This window comes from Rhizobium johnstonii 3841, assembly GCF_000009265.1.
Classification (GTDB): Bacteria; Pseudomonadota; Alphaproteobacteria; order Rhizobiales; family Rhizobiaceae; genus Rhizobium; species Rhizobium acaciae.
On sequence record NC_008381.1, the window covers coordinates 409776 to 427672 of the forward strand.

The following is a 17897-nucleotide window of genomic DNA, read 5'->3' on the forward strand; positions in this document are numbered from 1 at the left end:
TTGGGATCCTCATCTTTCCGCTTGACCATCCATAAATGTTATCGATAACATACAGCCAATGACAACCGCAGCTTTGGGAGGAGCCACAGTGGAAGCCAAGAGACTGCTGGAGTTCCAGTCGATCACCAAGAGCTTCGGCGGGACGCAAGCGCTGCGCGACGTCTCGATCGACCTTCGCGAGGGGGAAATCCTCGCGCTGCTGGGGGAAAACGGCGCCGGCAAATCGACGCTCATCAAGACGCTTGCCGGCATCTACAAGCCCGATACCGGCGACATCCTTTTTCGCGGTCAGAGCTACCATCATCGTCCTCCCAAGCCGAACGAGCGGCAGCCGGTTGCCTTCATCCACCAGGATCTCGGTTTGATCGAGTGGATGACGGTCGGCGAGAACATGGGCCTATCGCAGGGCTTCTCGATGCGTCGCGGCCTGATCGATTGGAACAGGACGCAGGCGCGTGCCAAGGAAGCCTTGAAATTGGTCGGTTGCGACTTTGATCCCACGACGCGGGTCTCGGCGCTGTCGCGTACCGAGAAATCGCTTGTCGCCATTGCCCGTGCGCTTGCCGTCGAAGCCGACGTTCTGGTGCTAGACGAGCCGACGGCGAGCCTTCCCGCCGATGAAGTCGATCGGCTTTTCAATGCGATCCGCCCCTTAAAGGATCGCGGCGTCGGCATGATCTACGTTTCCCACAGGCTCGACGAGATTTTCCGGATTGCCGATCGGGTCGCCGTTCTGCGCGACGGCTGCATGGTGGGACAGAAGCCCGTCAGCGAGACGACCCCCGAGGAGTTGGTGATGATGATCATCGGCCGCAGCGGCGACAGCCTCTTTTCCAAGACCGCGATCACGCCCGGCAAGGCGATCGTTGAGGTCCGCGATCTCGTTTGCGCCGGCACAGGCCCGATATCCTTCGATATCCGCGAGGGCGAGCTTCTGGGACTGGCTGGATTGCGTGGCGCCGGTCAGGAACGGATCGGCCGCGCCCTGTTCGGCTGCGAGCCCTTCAACGGCTCGGTTCTGCTGCATGACGAGGCCCCGGACCTTTCCAGCCCGAGACGGGCCATGGCCTCGGGCATCGGCTTGATCGCCCGTGACCGGACGGAAGAATCCGTGGCGCTCTCGCTTTCCATTCGGGAAAATACCTACCTCAATCCGGGAGCCGTCGGACGTGGACTTTTGTCCTTCCTGTCGCCGCGCGGCGAAGCCGACCTTGCCCATAAGATCGGCCATTCCGTCGGCCTGCGGCCGAACGACCCGGATCTGCCGGTGGAGGCCCTGTCGGGCGGCAATCAGCAGAAAGTGGTCGTCGGCCGCTGGCTGGCGACCGGCCGCAAGTTGCTGGTCGCGGAAGATCCGACCGCCGGCGTCGACATCGGCGCGCGTGCGGAGATCTACCGTCTGATCACCCAGGCGCTCGAGGCCGGTCTCGCGGTTGTCGTGGTGTCGACGGATTTCGAGGAAATCGCCCATATCTGCCACCGCGCGCTGGTTTTCTCGCGCGGGAAAATCGTCAGCGAACTGACTGGAAGCGCTCTGACGACGGAGGCGGTCATCACGGCCGCATCCGCGTCGGAAGCCGCTTGAGCCATCGGGAGAACAGCTATGCAATCCATTGAATCCACGGCGCTGGAGCCGACCAAGAGCGAAATGGCCGGTCTGTCCACCGGACAGAAGATCGGGCGCCTGATCCCGGTCTACGGGCTGGTTATCCTGACCGTCGGCCTGATCGTGATCTTCTCGATCCTTCTGCCCGATACGTTCCCGACCCTGTTGAACGTCCGCTCGATCGTGTCCGACAAGGCCATCATTGCGCTTCTGTCGCTGGCTGCGATGATCCCGATGGCATCGGGTCGCATCGATCTGACCGTCGGCTATGGCATCGTGCTCTGGCACATTCTCGCCATCAGCCTGCAAACTGCCTACGGCCTGCCCTGGCCGGTCGCGGTCGTCATAGTGCTCGCGCTCGGCATCCTCACCGGCTTCATCAACGGCCTGCTGGTCGAGGTCGCGAAAATCGACAGTTTCATTGCGACGCTCGGCACCGGAACGGTCCTCTATGCGCTTGCGCTCTGGCACACCGGCGGGCGACAGGTGGTCGGCGTCCTGCCGGAGGGATTCTATGCGCTGAACGGCACCATGCTGTTCGGCCTGCCCATCACCGGCTTCTACGTGCTCCTGATCGCCATCTGCATGTGGATCGTGCTCGAATACCTGCCGATCGGCCGTTACCTCTACGCCATCGGCGCCAATCCGAAGGCGGCGGCCCTCAATGGCATTCCCGTCCGCAAATTCGTGATCGGCGCATTCGTCACCTCGGGGCTGCTCGCGGCTCTGACCGGGGTCCTTCTCGCCTCGAAGCTGCGCATCGGCCAGGCAAGCGTCGGCCTCGAATATCTCCTGCCGGCGCTTGTCGGCGCATTCCTCGGATCGACGACGATCAAGCCCGGCCGGGTGAACGTCTGGGGTACCTTGATCGGCGTCATCATCCTGGCGGTCGGAATATCAGGAATTCAGCAATTCGGCGGGTCGTTCTTCGTCGAACCGCTGTTCAACGGTGTGACCCTGCTGATTGCCATCGGCATAGCAGGTTACGCCCAGCGCAAGCGCGGAGCTGTGAGGAGGATCACACCCGCATCCAAATGAGGATGCCGGCTCATCCCGGCATTTCACAACAAACAAAATGGAGGAGTGAACATGAAGCGCAGAACATTATTGCAGGCAACGGTCGCAACCGTCGCCGTTATGCTCAGCATGCCGGCATGGGCCGATTCGATGGCCGACGCCAAAGCCGTGGTCGAAAAGTATGCTTCCAAGGTGAGCGCCTGGGATGGCCCGACGAGCGGCCCCAAGGGCGCTGCCGGAAAGAACATCGTCATTCTTGCCGGTGATATGAAAAACGGCGGCATCCTCGGCGTGGTCAATGGCGTTCAGGAAGCGGCAGGCGCGCTCGGCTGGACGGTGAAGGCTCTTGACGGCGCCGGTTCGATCGGCGGACGGACCGCGGCGTTCGGCCAGGCCATGGCGCTGAAGCCGGATGGCATCATCATCAACGGCTTTGACGCGGTCGAGCAGAAGCCGGCGATGGAAGCGGCCAAGGCTGCCGGCATTCCGATGGTTTCCTGGCACGCCGCCTCGGCCGTCGGTCCGGTTCCCGAAGTCGGTGTCTTCGCAAACGTCACCACTGACGCGATGGAAGTGTCGAAGTCTGCAGCGGATTGGGCCTTCGCCGATGCCGCCGGCAAGCCGGGCGTCATCATCTTCACCGACTCCACCTATGCGATCGCGATTGCCAAGGCCGATCGCATGAAGAAGGAGATCGAGGATCTCGGCGGCACCGTGCTCGAATATGTCGACACGCCGATCGCCGAAACCTCTCAACGCATGCCGCAGCTGACCACATCGCTTCTGCAGAAGTATGGCGCGAAGTGGACGCATTCGCTGGCGATCAACGACCTCTATTACGATTTCATGGGACCTTCGCTCGCTTCGGCCGGTATTGCCGGTGATGGAAAACCGGTGAACGTCGCAGCCGGCGACGGTTCGGAGAGCGCCTATCAGCGTATCCGCGCCAAGCAGTTCCAGGCCGTCACGGTCGCCGAGCCGCTCAACCTCCAGGGCTGGCAGCTCGTCGACGAATTGAACCGCGCCTTTGCGAAAGCTCCATGGTCCGGCTACGTGTCGCCGCTCCATGTGGTGACCAGCGAGAACGTCGAGTTTGACGGTGGACCGAAGAATAGCTTCGATCCCGACAACGGCTATCGCGATCAATACAAGAAAATCTGGGGCAAATAGTCCTCCCTCCCAGGGCGTATCGACCGATACGCCCTGATCCTACGACAGCGCGCCATCGATCCAGCTCCGGCGAGTTTTGGAAAAGAGAACCTATGATCATTCGTTATGCTTTGTTTGAAGGCGAAATCCATCCCGGTAAAGAAGGGGAATTCCGCGAATTCGTGCGGCAGCGGCTCGTCCCTCTCTGGACGAAATTTCCGGGCGCCGAGGAAATCCGGGTGCTGCACGGGATGGAGCGCGACGAAGGCGCCCCGATCTATGCCATGGCCTTGGCCATTCGTTATCCCGATATGGATGCGGTGAACGCGGCACTTCTCTCCGATGTGCGGTCAGAGAGCCGCGAGGTCACCGGCGAACTCCTGCAGCTCTTTACCGGCAAGGTGCACCATCACGTATTCGCGGCCAACGAATATGCACCGCATATTGCTTGAGATCAGGTGATCCCGACGTCCGTGACGGCTTGGGCGACTGCTCCGGTCCGCTGCCCGGCTTAAACAAAAGTAAGGGTTTGAACAAAGACCCGGAAAGCGCCCGCGGACGAGCCTCCCGGGCGATTTTTCACGTTTTGTGCGCCGAGCATCCTCGGACGCGACGGATGCGATCGTTTCTGTTGCCCAACTTTTGAGGACAATTTTCCCTCAGCGCCACTTTCATTAAACTGAATAGTCTATCGATTTAGTAGATTGTGTTCCATCTTACCGTGCATCGCTCCTGCAAACAACAATCCGAAACGGGAAGATCGACGATGACATTGGCAAAGACATTCAAAATTGCGTTGTTCAGTCTGCTTGGTCTCAGTGCCATTCACGGTCCGGCGGCAGCCCAGGCAGAGGCTCCGCTGCTTCCCAAGGTGCCGGCAGGCACGGTGCTGACAATCGGCGATCCGGTCACTCAGAAAGCGCTCGAAGTGTCCGGCCTCGGCAAGGAGCTCAGTTTCGAGGTCAAATGGGCCAATATCAGCGGCGGGCCGCAGACGTCGGAAGCTTTCCGCGCCCATGCACTCGATGTCGGATCGGTGGCCGAGATACCCTCCATCTTCGCCAACTGGAACAATCTGCCCGTCCGCAACATCGCCTATCGCGAACGCCGTGACCCGATCGCCAATCCGATCTACCGCTTCGGGATCGCGCCAGGCGCGGCCGTCAAGACGCTCGCGGACTTCCGCGGCAAGCGCATCGCCTTCAGCCCGGGTCAGGCACAGGGCACGCTCGTTCTGCGTGCCCTCCATGCCGCAGGGTTGAAGAGCGGCGACGTCACTCTGGTGGAGCTGCCTAGCACCAGTGACGTCTACCCGAAGGCATTGGCGAGCAAGCAGGTCGACATCGCGCCGCTCGGCGGCGTCTACATCAGGCGCTATATCACCCAATACGGGCCTGATGGGGCGACCCTCGTGGAACATGGCCTGCGCGACGATCCGAGCCATCTTTACGCGCCGCAATGGGTTCTGGACGATCCCGCCAAGGCGGCAGCTCTCGCCGAATATGTCGGCCTGTGGGCACGCGCCACTGAATGGGTGAACCGGAACCCGGACCTCTGGATCAAGGAATATTACGTCGGTCAGCAGGGGTTGAGCCAGGAGGACGGGGAATATCTCGTCAAGTTGACCGGCGAACAGGTCGTTCCCAGCGATTGGAGCGAAGTGAAGAAGCGCCACCAGGAAACCATCGACCTGCTGGCAGACGAGCTCGGCTACAAGCCGCTCAATGTGGAGCAGATTTTCGACAATCGCTTCGAGAAGCTCGGCGCCGCGGCTTTGGCCAAGAGCCAGTAACGCTCGACACCCCTTCGGAGAGGAGATTTGAAGCATGGCAACCACTTGGGATGCAGATGAGGCGAAACTGTCGCGGTCGTCCGGCGGTAGAATTGTGCGGGCAGGTTCTCGCCTCGTAAAACCGGCTGGCTCCACTGGCCCCCGCGCCCGGCGCAGGCTGGGTCCCGGACCCGCGATCCCTTTCGGGTTGCAGATCGGGCCGGTCTTGCTCGTCTTGACCTGGGTCGTCGGCTCGGCGCTCGGATGGATCGACCCGCGGATCCTGTCGGCGCCGTGGACGGTGGTCGAGGCCTTCGTAAGGCTGATAGAGCAGGGTCGCCTGCAGGACAATTTCGTGACGTCGGCGACACGCGCCCTGCTCGGCCTTAGCATCGGATTGCTGATCGGCACGATCCTGGCGGTGATCGCCGGCCTTTCCCGGATCGGCGAAGCCCTGATCGACGGGCCGGTCCAGATCAAGCGCGCGATACCGACGCTGGCCCTGATCCCCTTGCTGATCCTGTGGTTCGGCATCGGCGAGAGCATGAAGGTTACGACCATCGCGCTTGCCGTCATCGTGCCGATTTATATCCACACCCACAATGCGCTCCGCAGCATCGACAGCCGTTATGTCGAACTGGCCGAAACCCTGCGGATGAGCCAGAAGGACTTCATCCTTCAGGTGGTGCTGCCTGGTGCTTTGCCGGGCTTTCTTCTGGGTCTGCGGTTTGCCGTCACCCTCTGCTGGGTTTCTCTCGTCGTGGTCGAGCAGATCAACGCCACCAGCGGGCTCGGTTACATGATCGATCTTGCCCGCAATTACGGGCAGACCGACGTCATTCTCGTCGGCCTGGTGGTCTATGTGCTGCTCGGTCTCGTTTCGGACGGTCTCGTCCGCCTGCTTGAACGGAGGACCCTCTCATGGCGCCGCACCCTGGCAAACTGAAGCCCGCAACCAAAGCCGTCCACGTGCGAGACCTCGCACGCCGGTTTGCGACGAAGACGATCCTCGACGGCGTCGACCTCGATATCGAGGAAGGCGAGTTCGTTGCCCTGCTTGGCCGCAGCGGCTCCGGCAAAAGCACGTTCCTCAGGGCTCTTGCCGGTCTCGATCACGGTGTCGAGGGAACCGGCACCCTCGAGACGCCGGAGAGCCTTTCGGTGGTTTTCCAGGACGCCCGCCTGCTGCCCTGGCGCACCGTCATCCAGAACGTCACGCTCGGCTTGACCGGCGCTTCCGGCCAGGAAGCCGGACGGAAGGCTTTGGCGGAGGTAGGACTTGCAGGCCGGGAAACGGCGTGGCCGAACCAGCTTTCGGGTGGCGAGCAGCAGAGGGTCGCGCTTGCCCGTTCGCTGGTGCGCGAACCGGCCCTGCTTCTCGCCGATGAGCCGTTCGGCGCGCTCGATGCGCTGACCCGGCTGAAAATGCACGATCTGCTGCGGGAGTTGTGTGCAAGACACCGTCCTGCCGTGCTGCTCGTCACCCACGACGTCGATGAGGCGATTTCGCTGGCCGACCGCATCCTGGTTCTCGACGAAGGGCGTCTCATCGAGGATCTCAAGATCGATCTGCCGACACCGCGCGACCATGGCGATCCGCGCTTTGCGCAATTCCGGATCCAACTTCTCAGCCGGCTCGGGGTCGAGCTTCCGGGCCGCAAGGCCGCCTGACATCAGCAACAGTTCAGTTTGATCTGGAGATAAGCCAATGAGCACATCGAAACGGCAAATGCGGCTTGGCGCATTCATCATGGCGACCGGCCATCATGTCGCCGCCTGGCGCCATCCGGAGGCGCAGGCCGATGCCGGCCTCAATATCGATCACTACCGCGAGCTCGCGCAGACCGCCGAACGCGGCAAATTCGATCTCGTCTTCGTCGCCGACAGTCCGGCTGGATGGGACCGCGCCAAGGACCCGGAAGCGCTTCGCCGCACCGCCCAGGGCGCGCATTTCGAGCCTCTGACCCTCTGGGCTGCCCTTTCCCAGGTGACCAAACATATCGGCTTCGTCGCCACGGCATCGACGACCTACGAGGACCCCTACCTGCTGGCCCGCAGGTTCGCGTCGCTGGACTATATCTCCAAGGGTCGCGCCGCATGGAACGTCGTCACGACGGGCGCGGACGTTTCGAAAAACTTTTCGATATCAGGCCATCCCGCCCATGCCGATCGTTATGAGCGGGCCGAGGAATTCGTCGACCTGGTGAAGGGCCTATGGGACTCCTACGAGGACGATGCCTTCATTCGCGACAAGGAAAGCGGGGTCTATCTCGATCCCGACAAGGTGCATCTCGTCGATCACAAGGGCAAATTCTTCTCGGTGGCCGGCCCGCTCAATGTCGGTCGTCCGGTTCAGGGCTATCCTGTGGTCGTGCAGGCCGGCGCATCGGAACCGGGGCGCGAACTTGCCGCCCGCACGGCCGAGATGATCTTTACCGCCAACCAGACCTTCGAGGATGCGCAGGAATTCTATTCCGACGTCAAAGGGCGGCTCGCCCGCTACGGACGCCGGTCAGATGAACTGCTGATCAGTCCCGGCATATTCCCGGTTCTCGGTGGGACGGAAGCGGAAGCCCAGGCGAATTATGACCATATCCAATCGCTGGTTCATCCCTCCATCGCCTGGAATATCCTTGCTCGCCACTACAAGGGCATCGACCTTTCCGGATATTCGCTGGATGATCCCGCCCCTCCCCTGCCTGATAATACCGAACTCAACAAAAGCCGCCTCAAGCTGGTTTCCGACCTGGTATCGCGCAACAATCTGACGCTGCGCCAGTTCTATCTGGCGGTCGCCACGGCTCGTGGCCACCGGACGGTCGTCGGAACACCCGAGCAGATTGCCGATGCGATGCAGACCTGGTTCGAGAACGGTGCTGCCGACGCCTTCAACATCATGCCGCCGATCCTGCCCACCGCCTTGACCGATTTCGTCGATCAGGTCGTCCCGATCCTGCGCAAGCGCGGCCTGTTCCGGCACGAATATGAAGGCACGACACTGCGGGAGAACCTTGGCCTCCAACGCCCGCCGAATGGCTTTGTGGTTCAGGCGGGACAGCAGCAGGTGCAGGCGGCCGTATGATCTCTTGAGGGGGCTTCCCTCCCTTCGTTTTGTTCCAATTACACACAGAGCCGCAGCATCGCATGAGCAATAATTCCGAATTTCTCTGGTATATTCCGAACGACGTCAAAGCCGGCCATCGCGGCGATTCCGCCGTCGAGAACCACAACAGCCTGGACACGCTGACCAGCCACGCAAGGGCGCTGGAGGAGCATGGCTGGAAGGGCGCGCTCATCGGCACCGGTTGGGGTCGCCCCGACACGTTTACCGTCGCGGCCTCGCTCGCCGCGCGGACCACCACTTTCGAGCCGCTCATTGCGATCCGTCCCGGCTATTGGCGACCGGCGAACTTCGCTTCCGCGGCGGCGACGCTCGACCATCTGACCGGCGGCCGCGTGCGGATCAACATCGTGTCGGGCAAGGACAACCTCTCTGCCTACGGCGATAGCGAGGGGGACCAGGCACACCGCTATGCCAGGACGAAGGAGTTCATGCGGCTGGTCCGCAGATTGTGGACCGAAGAAAACGTCACATCCGCGGGCGAGAACTTCCGCGTTGCTGAATCCACCGTGGTGCCGCGCATCCCGGTCCGCGGCGACCGTCGGCACCCCAAATTCTATTTTGGCGGCGCCTCGGAGGCGGCCGAGCGGGTGGCCGCCACCGAGGCTGATATCCAGCTCTTCTGGGGCGAGCCGCTCGACGGTGTCGGCGAACGGATCGCGCGACTGAAGGCGTTGAGCAGGGAGCTTGACCGCGACCTCCCGCCGCTGGAATTCGGCCTGCGGATAACGACGCTGGTCCGGGACACCACGGAACAGGCCTGGACCGACGCCGAGGCAAAGGTCGCCGAGATGGCCAGAAGCAAAGGTACCGGCTGGCACGATCACCAGCGCGCACTCGCCGTCGGCCAGCAGCGGCTGCTCGAGCTGCATGAGCGTGGCGACGTCCTCGACGACAACCTCTATACCGCTCCGGGCAAAGTCGGCGGCGGCGGCGCCGGCACCACCTGGCTGGTAGGGTCGGCGGAAGACGTCGCCCGCTCGCTACGCAAATATCAGGATCTCGGCATCACCCACTTCGTGCTGTCCGACACGCCGTATCTCTCCGAAATCAAGCGACAGGGCGATCAGCTTCTTCCGCTGCTGCGCGTCTGAGACCGGAGCAGCGGCTCTTCGGCGCAGCAGCTGCAATTCATGCCGATTGCCGAGACCGTTCTGGGCGTCCCGCAATTCGCGGGCAAGCCGCAGAACCTTGTTGTTTCGGCGAGGTAAGAGATTTCGCAACCATCGGAAGAGCGCCGGTCGAATTGCCCATCCGAAAAGCGCAAATGCTATCCAGATAGAGCGCAATAGCTTGCTCCGTCGGCTCCGTTTACACTCTCTAAAATATATTACTCTAATTTTTTTGGATATCGGGGCGACGTTCTTTAGGACCGTCACCTCCGCCATGAGGGCGGGTCAGGCACCCGAATTTCGCATGAAATCGGCTTTTATTGCTTTGACGGATGTCCCGTTTCTCAAGCGCGATTCCGGGCACAGGGTGCCCGTCGGATGCACTCGGAGACAACGATGCTCTGCCTTCGATTGAGATATGACAAGCAATCCTGGCTGCCGAGACATCCTTCCAACAAAGCTCACCGCGGGGGAGAGTGCATATGAAGAATATCATGAGTTTCGGAGTTGTGGCGCGCTTGGCGCTTGGCTTCGGCGTTCTCCTCTTGCTGATGGTCGGCTTGACCATCTATTCGACGGAAGAAGTTGCGCTGATCAACGATAAACTTGGAGCGATGAACGACGTCAACAGCGTGAAGCAACGGTTTGCCATCAACTATCGCGGCAGCGTGCATGATCGGGCGATCGCCATCCGCGACGTCACTCTGGTGACATCTGACGATGAGCGGAAGACGGCCGAGGCATTGATCGGGAAGCTGGCAGCCTCTTACGCCGAGAATGAAAAGCGCATGGCGGATATGGTTGCATCTCCGGCCGGTGCGACGGAACAGGAAAAGACCATCCTCAGCGAGATTGCAGACATTCAGGCGAAGGCCAATCCATTGGTCGCCCAGATCATTGCGCTGCAGGAGAAGGGCGACGGCGAGGCCGCCCGCAAGATTCTGCTCGAACAGGCTCGACCGGCCTTCGTTGCCTGGCTCGGCGCCATCAACAAATTCATCGACTATCAGGAAGCGCTGAACAAATCGATCGGCGGCGAGGTTCGCAGCTCGGCAAGCGGCTTCAAGCCATTCGCACTGACCGCGCTTGGCATTGCGGCCGTTCTTTCGCTGGTTGCCGCGGCCGTGACCGCACGCACGATCGTCGGCCCGCTGGCAAAACTTCAGCTTTCGCTGAAAGCCATGGCCGATGGCAATCTTGATGGCGATCGCCGCCTCGAAGCGCGCGGCGATGAGATCGGCAAGCTCGCACGGGCGGTGGCCGGGCTGCGCGACGCAATTTCGGCAAAGGCGGAACGGGAAGCCGACGCCGAGGCGAAGCGAGCCGTGTCGGAGCGGCATCGCCTCGAGCAGGACGCAGATGAACGCCGCACGCTTGCGGAGCAGACGGACAAGGCTGTCGGCCAGCTTGGCGATGCGCTGCAGGCGCTGGCTGACGGCGACCTTACACAGCAGATCGGCACTCCGTTCATTCCGTCCTTGGAAAAGCTCCGCGCCGACTTCAATTCTGCGGTCGAAAAGCTCCGTGCCGCCATGCAGAAGGTTGCGCAGAACGCCAGCGCCATAGCGGCCGGTGCGCAGGAGATCCGCTCCGCCTCGGACGATCTCGCCAAGCGGACAGAACAGCAGGCAGCCTCGGTCGAGGAAACCGCCGCGGCCCTGGAAGAGATTACGACCACCGTTGCCGACTCAAGCAACAAGGCTCAGGAAGCCGGCCAACTCGTTCGCAAGACGAAGGATAGCGCGGAGCGCTCTGGCAGCGTCGTTCGGGATGCGGTCGATGCCATGGGCAAGATCGAATCCTCCGCCACCGAAATCGGCAGCATCATCGGTGTCATCGATGAAATCGCCTTCCAGACCAACCTGCTGGCGCTCAATGCCGGTGTCGAAGCCGCCCGCGCCGGTGAGGCAGGCAAGGGCTTTGCCGTCGTCGCTCAGGAAGTACGCGAGTTGGCGCAACGTTCCGCCAAGGCGGCAAAAGAAATCAAGGAACTCATCAACGCTTCGAACGGCCACGTCAAAAGCGGTGTGGCCCTGGTTGGCGAGACCGGAAAGGCGCTGAAAGAGATTGCGGAGCAGGTGCAGCAGGTCGACGGCAATGTGGGGGCCATCGTCGGCGCTTCGCAAGAGCAGGCGACGGGACTGAAAGAAATCAATACCGCCGTCAACAGGATGGATCAGGGCACGCAGCAGAACGCCGCCATGGTGGAAGAAGCCACAGCGGCCTCTCATAACCTCGCCAAGGAAGCCGACGCGCTGTTCCAGCTTCTGGGCCAGTTCAACATTGGCGGAGCGGTGGCACCGAAGCGCGCATCGCAGCCCGCAGCCGCAGCGTCGCATGCTCAACCGGCGCCCTCGCCTGCGCGCCAGATGATTGCCAAAGTGGGTAAGTCGTTCCAGACGAATGGGAATGCGGCATTGGCCGGCGATTGGGAAGAGTTTTAAGTCGCCCTGATCTCTCTCCAGCTTATGCTGGAACGCCAAAGCGGCATAATTTTGCGAAGGGCAGCGTTTGCTGCCCTTCGCACTTTCGGATCAAAGGAGGTGAGCATGATGTTGTCTGAAAACCGCTCACACTTTTCGGCATCATGCTCTAGGCCCGGACCGGAGCCTTGGCCGGAAGCAGGGCGTTGACCACGACCGCAACGGCGATGTTGGCCGCAAGCGCCAGCAGTCCGGTATAGACGGTGAAGGGTTCGCCGCCGAGGCTGATCAGATGCAGAGGCTTCCAACCGGCATCCCAGACGAGGAAAGTGCCGCCGCCGAAGCCGACGAACCAGCCGGCAAGCAGGCCGGGTGCACGGAACCAGTTGGTATAGAGGCCGAAGACCAGGGCCGGAAGCGTCTGCAGGATCCAGATGCCGCCGAGCAGCTGCAGGTCGAGTGCGAATTGCGTCGGCAGGAAGATGATGACGAGCAGCGCGCCGACCTTCACGACGAGCGAGGTGATCTTTGCGACCTTCGCCTCGCCCGCGTCGCTGACGTCTGGATCGACATAGGCTTTCCAGAAATTGCGGGTGAAGAGGTTGGCTGCGCCGATGCTCATCACCGCTGCCGGCACCAGCGCACCGATGGCGATCGCCGCAAAGGCGAAGCCGGAGAACCAGCCCGAAAACAGCGTCTTGAACAGCGTCGGAACGACGTCATTGGCGCTGTCGAGCTTCAGGTTGGCGGCATGCCCCATATAGCCGAGCAGCGCCAGAAGGCCGAGCAGCAGCGTATAGGCGGGCAACATGATCGCATTCTTGCGGATCGTTTTGCCGCTGTTGGAGGCAAAGATGCCGGTCAGCGTATGCGGATACATGAAGGCTGCGAGCGCCGAACCCAAAGCGAGCGTGGCATAGGCGACATACTGGTTGCCACCAAGCAGCAGGTTGCCGGAACCCTTGGCCTGGAAGGCCGCATCGGCCGAGGCGAAGACATTGGCGTAGCCTCCGAGTTTCGAAGGGATCAGCGCGACGGCCGCGATCACGACGATATAGATCATGATGTCCTTGACGAAGGCGATCAGAGCCGGGGCGCGCAGGCCCGCGGAGTAGGTGTAGAGCGCCAGCACGATGAAGGCGATCGCCAGCGGCAGTTCGCCATGCAGCCCGAGCGCCTTCAACACCGCCGTCATGCCGACGAGTTGGAGGGCAATATAGGGCATGGTGGCGATGACGCCGGTTGCCGCCACGGCGAGTTCGAGACCGCGCGATCCGTATTGACCGTGGACGACGTCGCCAGCTGTCACATAGCCGAAATCCTTGGCGCGTTTCCACAGCACAGGCATGACCATGAAGACGAAGGGATAGACGACGATGGTGTAGGGCAGTGCGAAGAAGCCGTAGGCTCCCACTGTATAGACCAGCGCCGGGACGGCGATCACGGTGTAGGCGGTATAGAAATCGCCGCCGACGAGGAACCAGGTGATCCAGGTGCCGAAGTTGCGTCCGCCCAGACCCCATTCATCGATATGGGCCAGTGTCTCGGGCTTGCGCCAGCGGCTGGCGACGAAGCCCATGACCGTGACCAAAACGAAAAAGAAGATGAAGACGGCAAGCGCTGTGCCGTTGATATCAGTCGTCATGGCGAGTGCTCCGATAGGCGATCCAGGTCAGCGCTGCGGTGATCGGCACCCAGAGAAGCTGATACCAATAGAAGAAGGGAAAGCCGAAAAGAGACGGCTCGCGGACATTGTAAAATGGTGGCCAGAGCAGACCTAGATAGGGAATGACAAGCAGCCAGAGCGCTGCCTTGCTACGTGGTTTTTCCATGTCGGAATACCTTTCAGGCGCCGCGGGCGGCGGTCGCCATGTTCCAGTTGTCGGCGTGGAAGGCAGGTCTGTCAGCCGGCGGCCGCGGCAGGCCCGGCTCGGGTCGCTCGAGGTTTTCCGGCCGATCGGAAGCTGATGTAACGCATGTGAATTCCTCCCAACGGCTCGCACTTGGCCAGCCGTGGATGGAGTCCTATGGCGTTGGTTTTGTCCTCACAAGATGGGCGCGGCGCTGAAATGCCGGGGTCTACCCAGAAGTGGGTAGACGACAGTGTCGCGTCTTTTCAGACGCGCGAAGCACGCTGTAGAGCTTTGAATTGTGCAGTAGATTCACCCGACTTTCGAGACGATGCCGTGATCGAGGGCATAGCGGATGAGCCCAGCCGTGGTCGTAATGCCGAGCTTCTTTTTGAGATTCTTGCGATGCGTTTCCGCCGTGGCGGAGGTGATCCCGAGCGTCTCGGCGATCTCCTTGTTGCTCCTGCCGGCAACGATCAGCCCGAGAATGTCGCGTTCGCGCGGCGTCAGGGGATCGCTCCCCTCCTCCACGCGTTCGCCCATCAGCGCGTCGAACACGCCGGACGAGAAATATGTCCCCCCACCTGCCACGGTCTCGATGGCCGAGACGATCTCGTCGGTCGAAACGTCTTTCAGGATGTAACCGGCAGCGCCGTGCATGACCGAGGAGGAAATATACTCGCGGCTGTCATGCATGGAGAGCATCACGACCCGCGCCTGGGGGAGTTCGTTCCGGAACAGTTCGATCGCATCGATGCCGCTCAGCTTCGGCATGTTAATGTCCATCAGCACGACCTGCGGCAGGATCTGCCGGCCGATCTCCAGTCCCGTTTGGGCAAGCCCGGCCGTGCCGGCAACTTCGATATGGTCGAATGTTTCGAGCACCGCCTTCAACCCGTCCAGCACCAGCGGGTGGTTGTCGATCAAGAGCACCCTGATTTTCGGGCGTTCCGTCATGCAGCTTCTGCCTGCCGATTGACGGGGCGATTGGCCGATTTCGGCATCATCGCCGTCAGCGTCGTGCCTGCCTCGCTGCTGTTGATCAGCAGCAGGCCGCGGAAGTGGGCCATCCGCTCCTGCATGTTGCGCAGGCCGAGACCCGATCTGCCGGACATACCGTCTTTGATGCCGTCGAAGCCGGCGCCGTTGTCGGACACGGTCATGCGGGCGCGGCCGTTATCGCTCCAGAGCTTGACCGCAAGCTTGGAGGCGCCCGCGTGGCGCTCGACATTGTTGAACGCTTCCTGGGCGACGCGATAAAGGGCGGTGTTCGCTTCGGCCTTCAGCGTGTCGGTGAAGCCTGAGGCGTCGATCTTCGTCTCGATCCCCGTCCGCTCGGCAAAATGATAGCAGAGTGCCTCCAGCGCGGCCGTCAGGCCGAGGTCATCGAGCACGCGCGGGCGCAGATCGTGCGACAGCCGTCTGATTTCCTTGATGGCGCCGTTCAGCGCCTCGACACCGCGATCGATCGTCAGCGCTGCATCGTCGACATTGGTCCTGACCTTGCGGCCGGCAAGATCCATCGCATAGCGCACACCGACGAGATTTTGGGAAATGCCGTCGTGCAACTCGCGAGCAAGCCGCGCGCGCTCTTCTTCCTGGGTATCGATGACCCGCTGCGTCAACGCCTTGAGCCGGCTGTCGGCCATGCGGCGCTCGTGGAACGTCAGCAGCATGCAGGTGGTGAAAACGACGAGCACCGAAGGCACGTCGATCAGCGCGACGATGACGAAGGTCCGTTTTATGTTGGCGCGCATCCCGGCGTTGGCGGCGGCACTTTGGGCAAAGACGTCATCCAGATAAACGCCGGTGCCGACGACCCAGTGCCATTTGTCGAGGCTGACGACGAAGGAGAGCTTGTCGGCGATTTGTCCGGTCGATGGTTTCTGCCACTTGTACTGATGCAGGCCCCCGCCCGCTTTTGCCGTGGCGATCAGTTCGGCAATGACCTTGTCGCCATCCGGGTCGGTAAGGTCGAGCCAATTGTGCCCATGCCGGAAACTCTGGCGCGGATGGACGATATTGTTGCCGTCATAGTCGTAGACAAAGAAATATCCGTCCTTGCCGTAGTCGAGCGAGGTCAGGATCGCCGCCACCTGCTGCTTGGCGGCTTCATCGTCGGAACCGGCTTTGTCATAGATCGTCTGGATGGCGGACAGAGCAAGGTTGGTCAGATTGAGGATTTCGGCTTCCTTGGTCTTCAGCATGTTCTGCTCGAACGTGTCGATGCTGTTCTTGGCGAGGTTTGCCGATTGCCAGGTGATGAAGGTGGTAATCGCAAGGATCGAAATGACGAGCGGAACGATCGCCAATGCGATGATCTGGTGTCGTAACGTCAACGATCATTCCTCCCGAGAATTTGCGCCGGGAATTATGCCCTTTGTCAAATGCGAGTCCAGCGGCTTATCCGTGCGGTCGCGCCAGCGCTAGTCCAGGGGCACGAACAGGCCGAGCTTGACGTCCCGCAGCACCACATTCGTGTGCATGCGGCGGATCTGGGGATTGTCAGCCATGATCAGTGCGGCGATGTCGTCATAATGCTCGACGTCGCGGGCGGTAACGATCGCGATCAGATCGACCGCACCGGTGACATAATAGACCTGCTGGATGTGATCCTGCTTCTCCGCCCAGAGGCGGAACTTCGCCAGCGCGTCGTAATTATCCCGCTCGATCTCCATCCCGACGATGAACACCATCGCTGTGCCTGTCGCCTTGCGGTCGACGACGGCCACCTCCGCTCTGATGATCCCTTCCTCGCGCAGTCGCTTCAACCGCCTCTGCACGGCCGAGACCGACAGTCCGATCCGTTCGGCAATGGTTTCGGCTTTCAGCTGGCAGTCGCGCTGAACGATATCGAGAATGTCACGGTCAAAACGATCCAGCTGTTCCATTGTCCAATCCTAGTTCTCGCCGCAGCAATTCGCACATTCTGCCGTACTTGCCGCACGAGGAAGATTATTTTGCATAAAATATGCATAATAGATGAAAACTGCGCGAAAAAACCGCGTTATTTTATCATTATCCTTCGCAAGCTTAATTCACCCGGAACCATGCATGCCAGATCAACCCTTTCCTGCTCTTCGCGTCGAAGATCTCCATAAAAGCTTCGGCTCGCAAGAGGTTCTCAAGGGTATTTCGGCGCAGGCCGAGAAGTCCGATGTAATTTCGATCATCGGCTCGTCGGGCTCCGGCAAGAGCACCTTTCTCAGATGCATCAATTTCCTGGAAACGCCGGATCGTGGCCGCATCGCCGTGAACGGCGAGGAAATCGCGCTGAAGATGGGGCGGGACGGCCGGCTGCAGCCGCGCAGCTGGCGGCAGATCGAACGGCTGCGGACCGGACTGGGGATGGTCTTCCAGAGTTTCAATCTCTGGGCCCATCGGACGGTGCTGGAAAATGTCATCGAGGCGCCGGTGCATGTCATGGGCATTTCGCGGCGCGAGGCGATCGAAAAGGCCGAGGCCCTGCTCCACAAGGTTGGGCTCTTCGACAAGCGCCATGCCTATCCGGCTTTCCTCTCCGGCGGTCAACAACAGCGCGCGGCGATTGCGAGAGCCCTCTGCGTCGACCCTGATGTCATGCTGTTCGACGAGCCGACATCGGCGCTCGATCCGGAGCTGGTCGGCGAGGTCCTGAAAGTCATCCGCGATCTCGCCGAAGAAGGCCGGACCATGCTGATCGTCACGCATGAAATGCGCTTCGCGCGCGATGTCTCGAGCCGTGTTCTCTTCCTCCATCAGGGACGGATCGAGGAAGAAGGCCCGCCGGAGCAGATATTCGGCGCGCCGGTCAGCGCCCGCTGCCGGGAATTCACCGGCCTCAGCGCCCACTGATGCACTCCGAGCTC

General features: G+C 61.3%; 16 protein-coding genes. 11 read left to right on the forward strand and 5 right to left on the reverse strand.

Annotation, left to right across the window (positions count from 1 at the left end):
• The first annotated feature begins 88 nt into the window (after positions 1–88).
• From RL_RS29375 to RL_RS29420, 10 genes are all read left to right on the forward strand, one after another.
• Complete coding sequence (locus tag RL_RS29375; protein WP_011654419.1) at positions 89–1585, forward strand: sugar ABC transporter ATP-binding protein; 1497 nt, start codon at positions 89–91, stop codon at positions 1583–1585.
• An 18-nt stretch (positions 1586–1603) separates the two neighbouring features.
• Positions 1604–2644, forward strand: coding sequence for an ABC transporter permease (locus RL_RS29380; RefSeq protein ID WP_011654420.1), 1041 nt, complete (start codon positions 1604–1606; stop codon positions 2642–2644).
• 51 nt (positions 2645–2695) lie between these two features.
• Entirely contained in the window at positions 2696–3793 is a 1098-nt protein-coding gene (locus tag RL_RS29385; protein ID WP_011654421.1) for an ABC transporter substrate-binding protein, read from the forward strand.
• A gap of 92 nt (positions 3794–3885) precedes the next feature.
• Positions 3886–4224: a hypothetical protein gene (locus tag RL_RS29390; protein WP_011654422.1), complete on the forward strand. Its 339-nt coding sequence runs from the start codon at positions 3886–3888 to the stop codon at positions 4222–4224.
• Positions 4225–4538: 314 nt separating this feature from the next.
• Entirely contained in the window at positions 4539–5564 is a 1026-nt protein-coding gene (locus tag RL_RS29395; RefSeq protein WP_011654423.1) for an ABC transporter substrate-binding protein, read from the forward strand.
• Positions 5565–5598: 34 nt separating this feature from the next.
• The gene (locus RL_RS29400) at positions 5599–6489 is read left to right on the forward strand and encodes an ABC transporter permease (RefSeq protein ID WP_041936838.1); all 891 of its coding nucleotides are present in this window, start codon (positions 5599–5601) and stop codon (positions 6487–6489) included.
• Positions 6465–7214: an ABC transporter ATP-binding protein gene (locus RL_RS29405; protein WP_011654425.1), complete on the forward strand. Its 750-nt coding sequence runs from the start codon at positions 6465–6467 to the stop codon at positions 7212–7214. Before RL_RS29400 ends, RL_RS29405 begins: the two co-directional genes overlap by 25 nt.
• Before the next feature lie 37 nt (positions 7215–7251).
• A complete protein-coding gene (locus tag RL_RS29410) occupies positions 7252–8625 on the forward strand; it encodes an LLM class flavin-dependent oxidoreductase (protein ID WP_011654426.1) in 1374 nt (457 codons plus the stop codon).
• Positions 8626–8687: 62 nt separating this feature from the next.
• Positions 8688–9758 carry an LLM class flavin-dependent oxidoreductase gene (locus tag RL_RS29415; protein ID WP_011654427.1) on the forward strand — a complete coding sequence of 357 codons (1071 nt, stop codon included), beginning with the start codon at positions 8688–8690 and terminating at the stop codon, positions 9756–9758.
• 500 nt (positions 9759–10258) lie between these two features.
• Positions 10259–12220: a methyl-accepting chemotaxis protein gene (locus RL_RS29420; RefSeq protein WP_011654428.1), complete on the forward strand. Its 1962-nt coding sequence runs from the start codon at positions 10259–10261 to the stop codon at positions 12218–12220.
• Between the two features lie 148 nt (positions 12221–12368).
• Here RL_RS29420 and mctP read toward each other — a convergent pair whose 3' ends face one another.
• The 5 genes from mctP to RL_RS29445 form a co-directional block, all read right to left on the reverse strand.
• Positions 12369–13844, reverse strand: coding sequence for a sodium:solute symporter family monocarboxylate transporter (gene mctP, locus RL_RS29425; RefSeq protein ID WP_011654429.1), 1476 nt, complete (start codon positions 13842–13844; stop codon positions 12369–12371).
• A complete protein-coding gene (locus RL_RS29430) occupies positions 13834–14031 on the reverse strand; it encodes a DUF3311 domain-containing protein (protein ID WP_003555492.1) in 198 nt (65 codons plus the stop codon). Before RL_RS29430 ends, mctP begins: the two co-directional genes overlap by 11 nt.
• Positions 14032–14361: 330 nt before the next feature.
• Positions 14362–15006 (reverse strand): two-component system response regulator MctR, encoded by a 645-nt coding sequence (mctR, locus tag RL_RS29435; RefSeq protein ID WP_011654430.1) that lies wholly within the window; start codon positions 15004–15006, stop codon positions 14362–14364.
• On the reverse strand, positions 15003–16388 hold the full coding sequence (gene mctS / locus RL_RS29440; protein WP_011654431.1) for a sensor histidine kinase MctS: 1386 nt from the start codon (positions 16386–16388) through the stop codon (positions 15003–15005). Before mctS ends, mctR begins: the two co-directional genes overlap by 4 nt.
• An 87-nt stretch (positions 16389–16475) precedes the next feature.
• On the reverse strand, positions 16476–16940 hold the full coding sequence (locus tag RL_RS29445; RefSeq protein WP_011654432.1) for an Lrp/AsnC family transcriptional regulator: 465 nt from the start codon (positions 16938–16940) through the stop codon (positions 16476–16478).
• Positions 16941–17103: 163 nt separating this feature from the next.
• Here RL_RS29445 and RL_RS29450 point away from each other — a divergent pair, with 163 nt between their 5' ends.
• The gene (locus RL_RS29450) at positions 17104–17883 is read left to right on the forward strand and encodes an ABC transporter ATP-binding protein (RefSeq protein WP_028743095.1); all 780 of its coding nucleotides are present in this window, start codon (positions 17104–17106) and stop codon (positions 17881–17883) included.
• Positions 17884–17897 lie beyond the last annotated feature (14 nt).

Bases quoted from the DNA above. Each gene is read 5' to 3' on its own strand.
- RL_RS29380 (WP_011654420.1), top strand. From the start codon at position 1,604: ATGCAATCCATTGAATCCACGGCGCTGGAGCCGACCAAGAGCGAAATG.
- RL_RS29385 (WP_011654421.1), top strand. From the start codon at position 2,696: ATGAAGCGCAGAACATTATTGCAGGCAACGGTCGCAACCGTCGCCGTT.
- RL_RS29390 (WP_011654422.1), top strand. From the start codon at position 3,886: ATGATCATTCGTTATGCTTTGTTTGAAGGCGAAATCCATCCCGGTAAA.
- RL_RS29395 (WP_011654423.1), top strand. From the start codon at position 4,539: ATGACATTGGCAAAGACATTCAAAATTGCGTTGTTCAGTCTGCTTGGT.
- RL_RS29400 (WP_041936838.1), top strand. From the start codon at position 5,599: ATGGCAACCACTTGGGATGCAGATGAGGCGAAACTGTCGCGGTCGTCC.
- RL_RS29405 (WP_011654425.1), top strand. From the start codon at position 6,465: ATGGCGCCGCACCCTGGCAAACTGAAGCCCGCAACCAAAGCCGTCCAC.
- RL_RS29410 (WP_011654426.1), top strand. From the start codon at position 7,252: ATGAGCACATCGAAACGGCAAATGCGGCTTGGCGCATTCATCATGGCG.
- RL_RS29415 (WP_011654427.1), top strand. From the start codon at position 8,688: ATGAGCAATAATTCCGAATTTCTCTGGTATATTCCGAACGACGTCAAA.
- RL_RS29420 (WP_011654428.1), top strand. From the start codon at position 10,259: ATGAAGAATATCATGAGTTTCGGAGTTGTGGCGCGCTTGGCGCTTGGC.
- mctP (WP_011654429.1), bottom strand. From the start codon at position 13,844: ATGACGACTGATATCAACGGCACAGCGCTTGCCGTCTTCATCTTCTTT.
- RL_RS29430 (WP_003555492.1), bottom strand. From the start codon at position 14,031: ATGGAAAAACCACGTAGCAAGGCAGCGCTCTGGCTGCTTGTCATTCCC.
- mctR (WP_011654430.1), bottom strand. From the start codon at position 15,006: ATGACGGAACGCCCGAAAATCAGGGTGCTCTTGATCGACAACCACCCG.
- RL_RS29445 (WP_011654432.1), bottom strand. From the start codon at position 16,940: ATGGAACAGCTGGATCGTTTTGACCGTGACATTCTCGATATCGTTCAG.
- RL_RS29450 (WP_028743095.1), top strand. From the start codon at position 17,104: ATGCCAGATCAACCCTTTCCTGCTCTTCGCGTCGAAGATCTCCATAAA.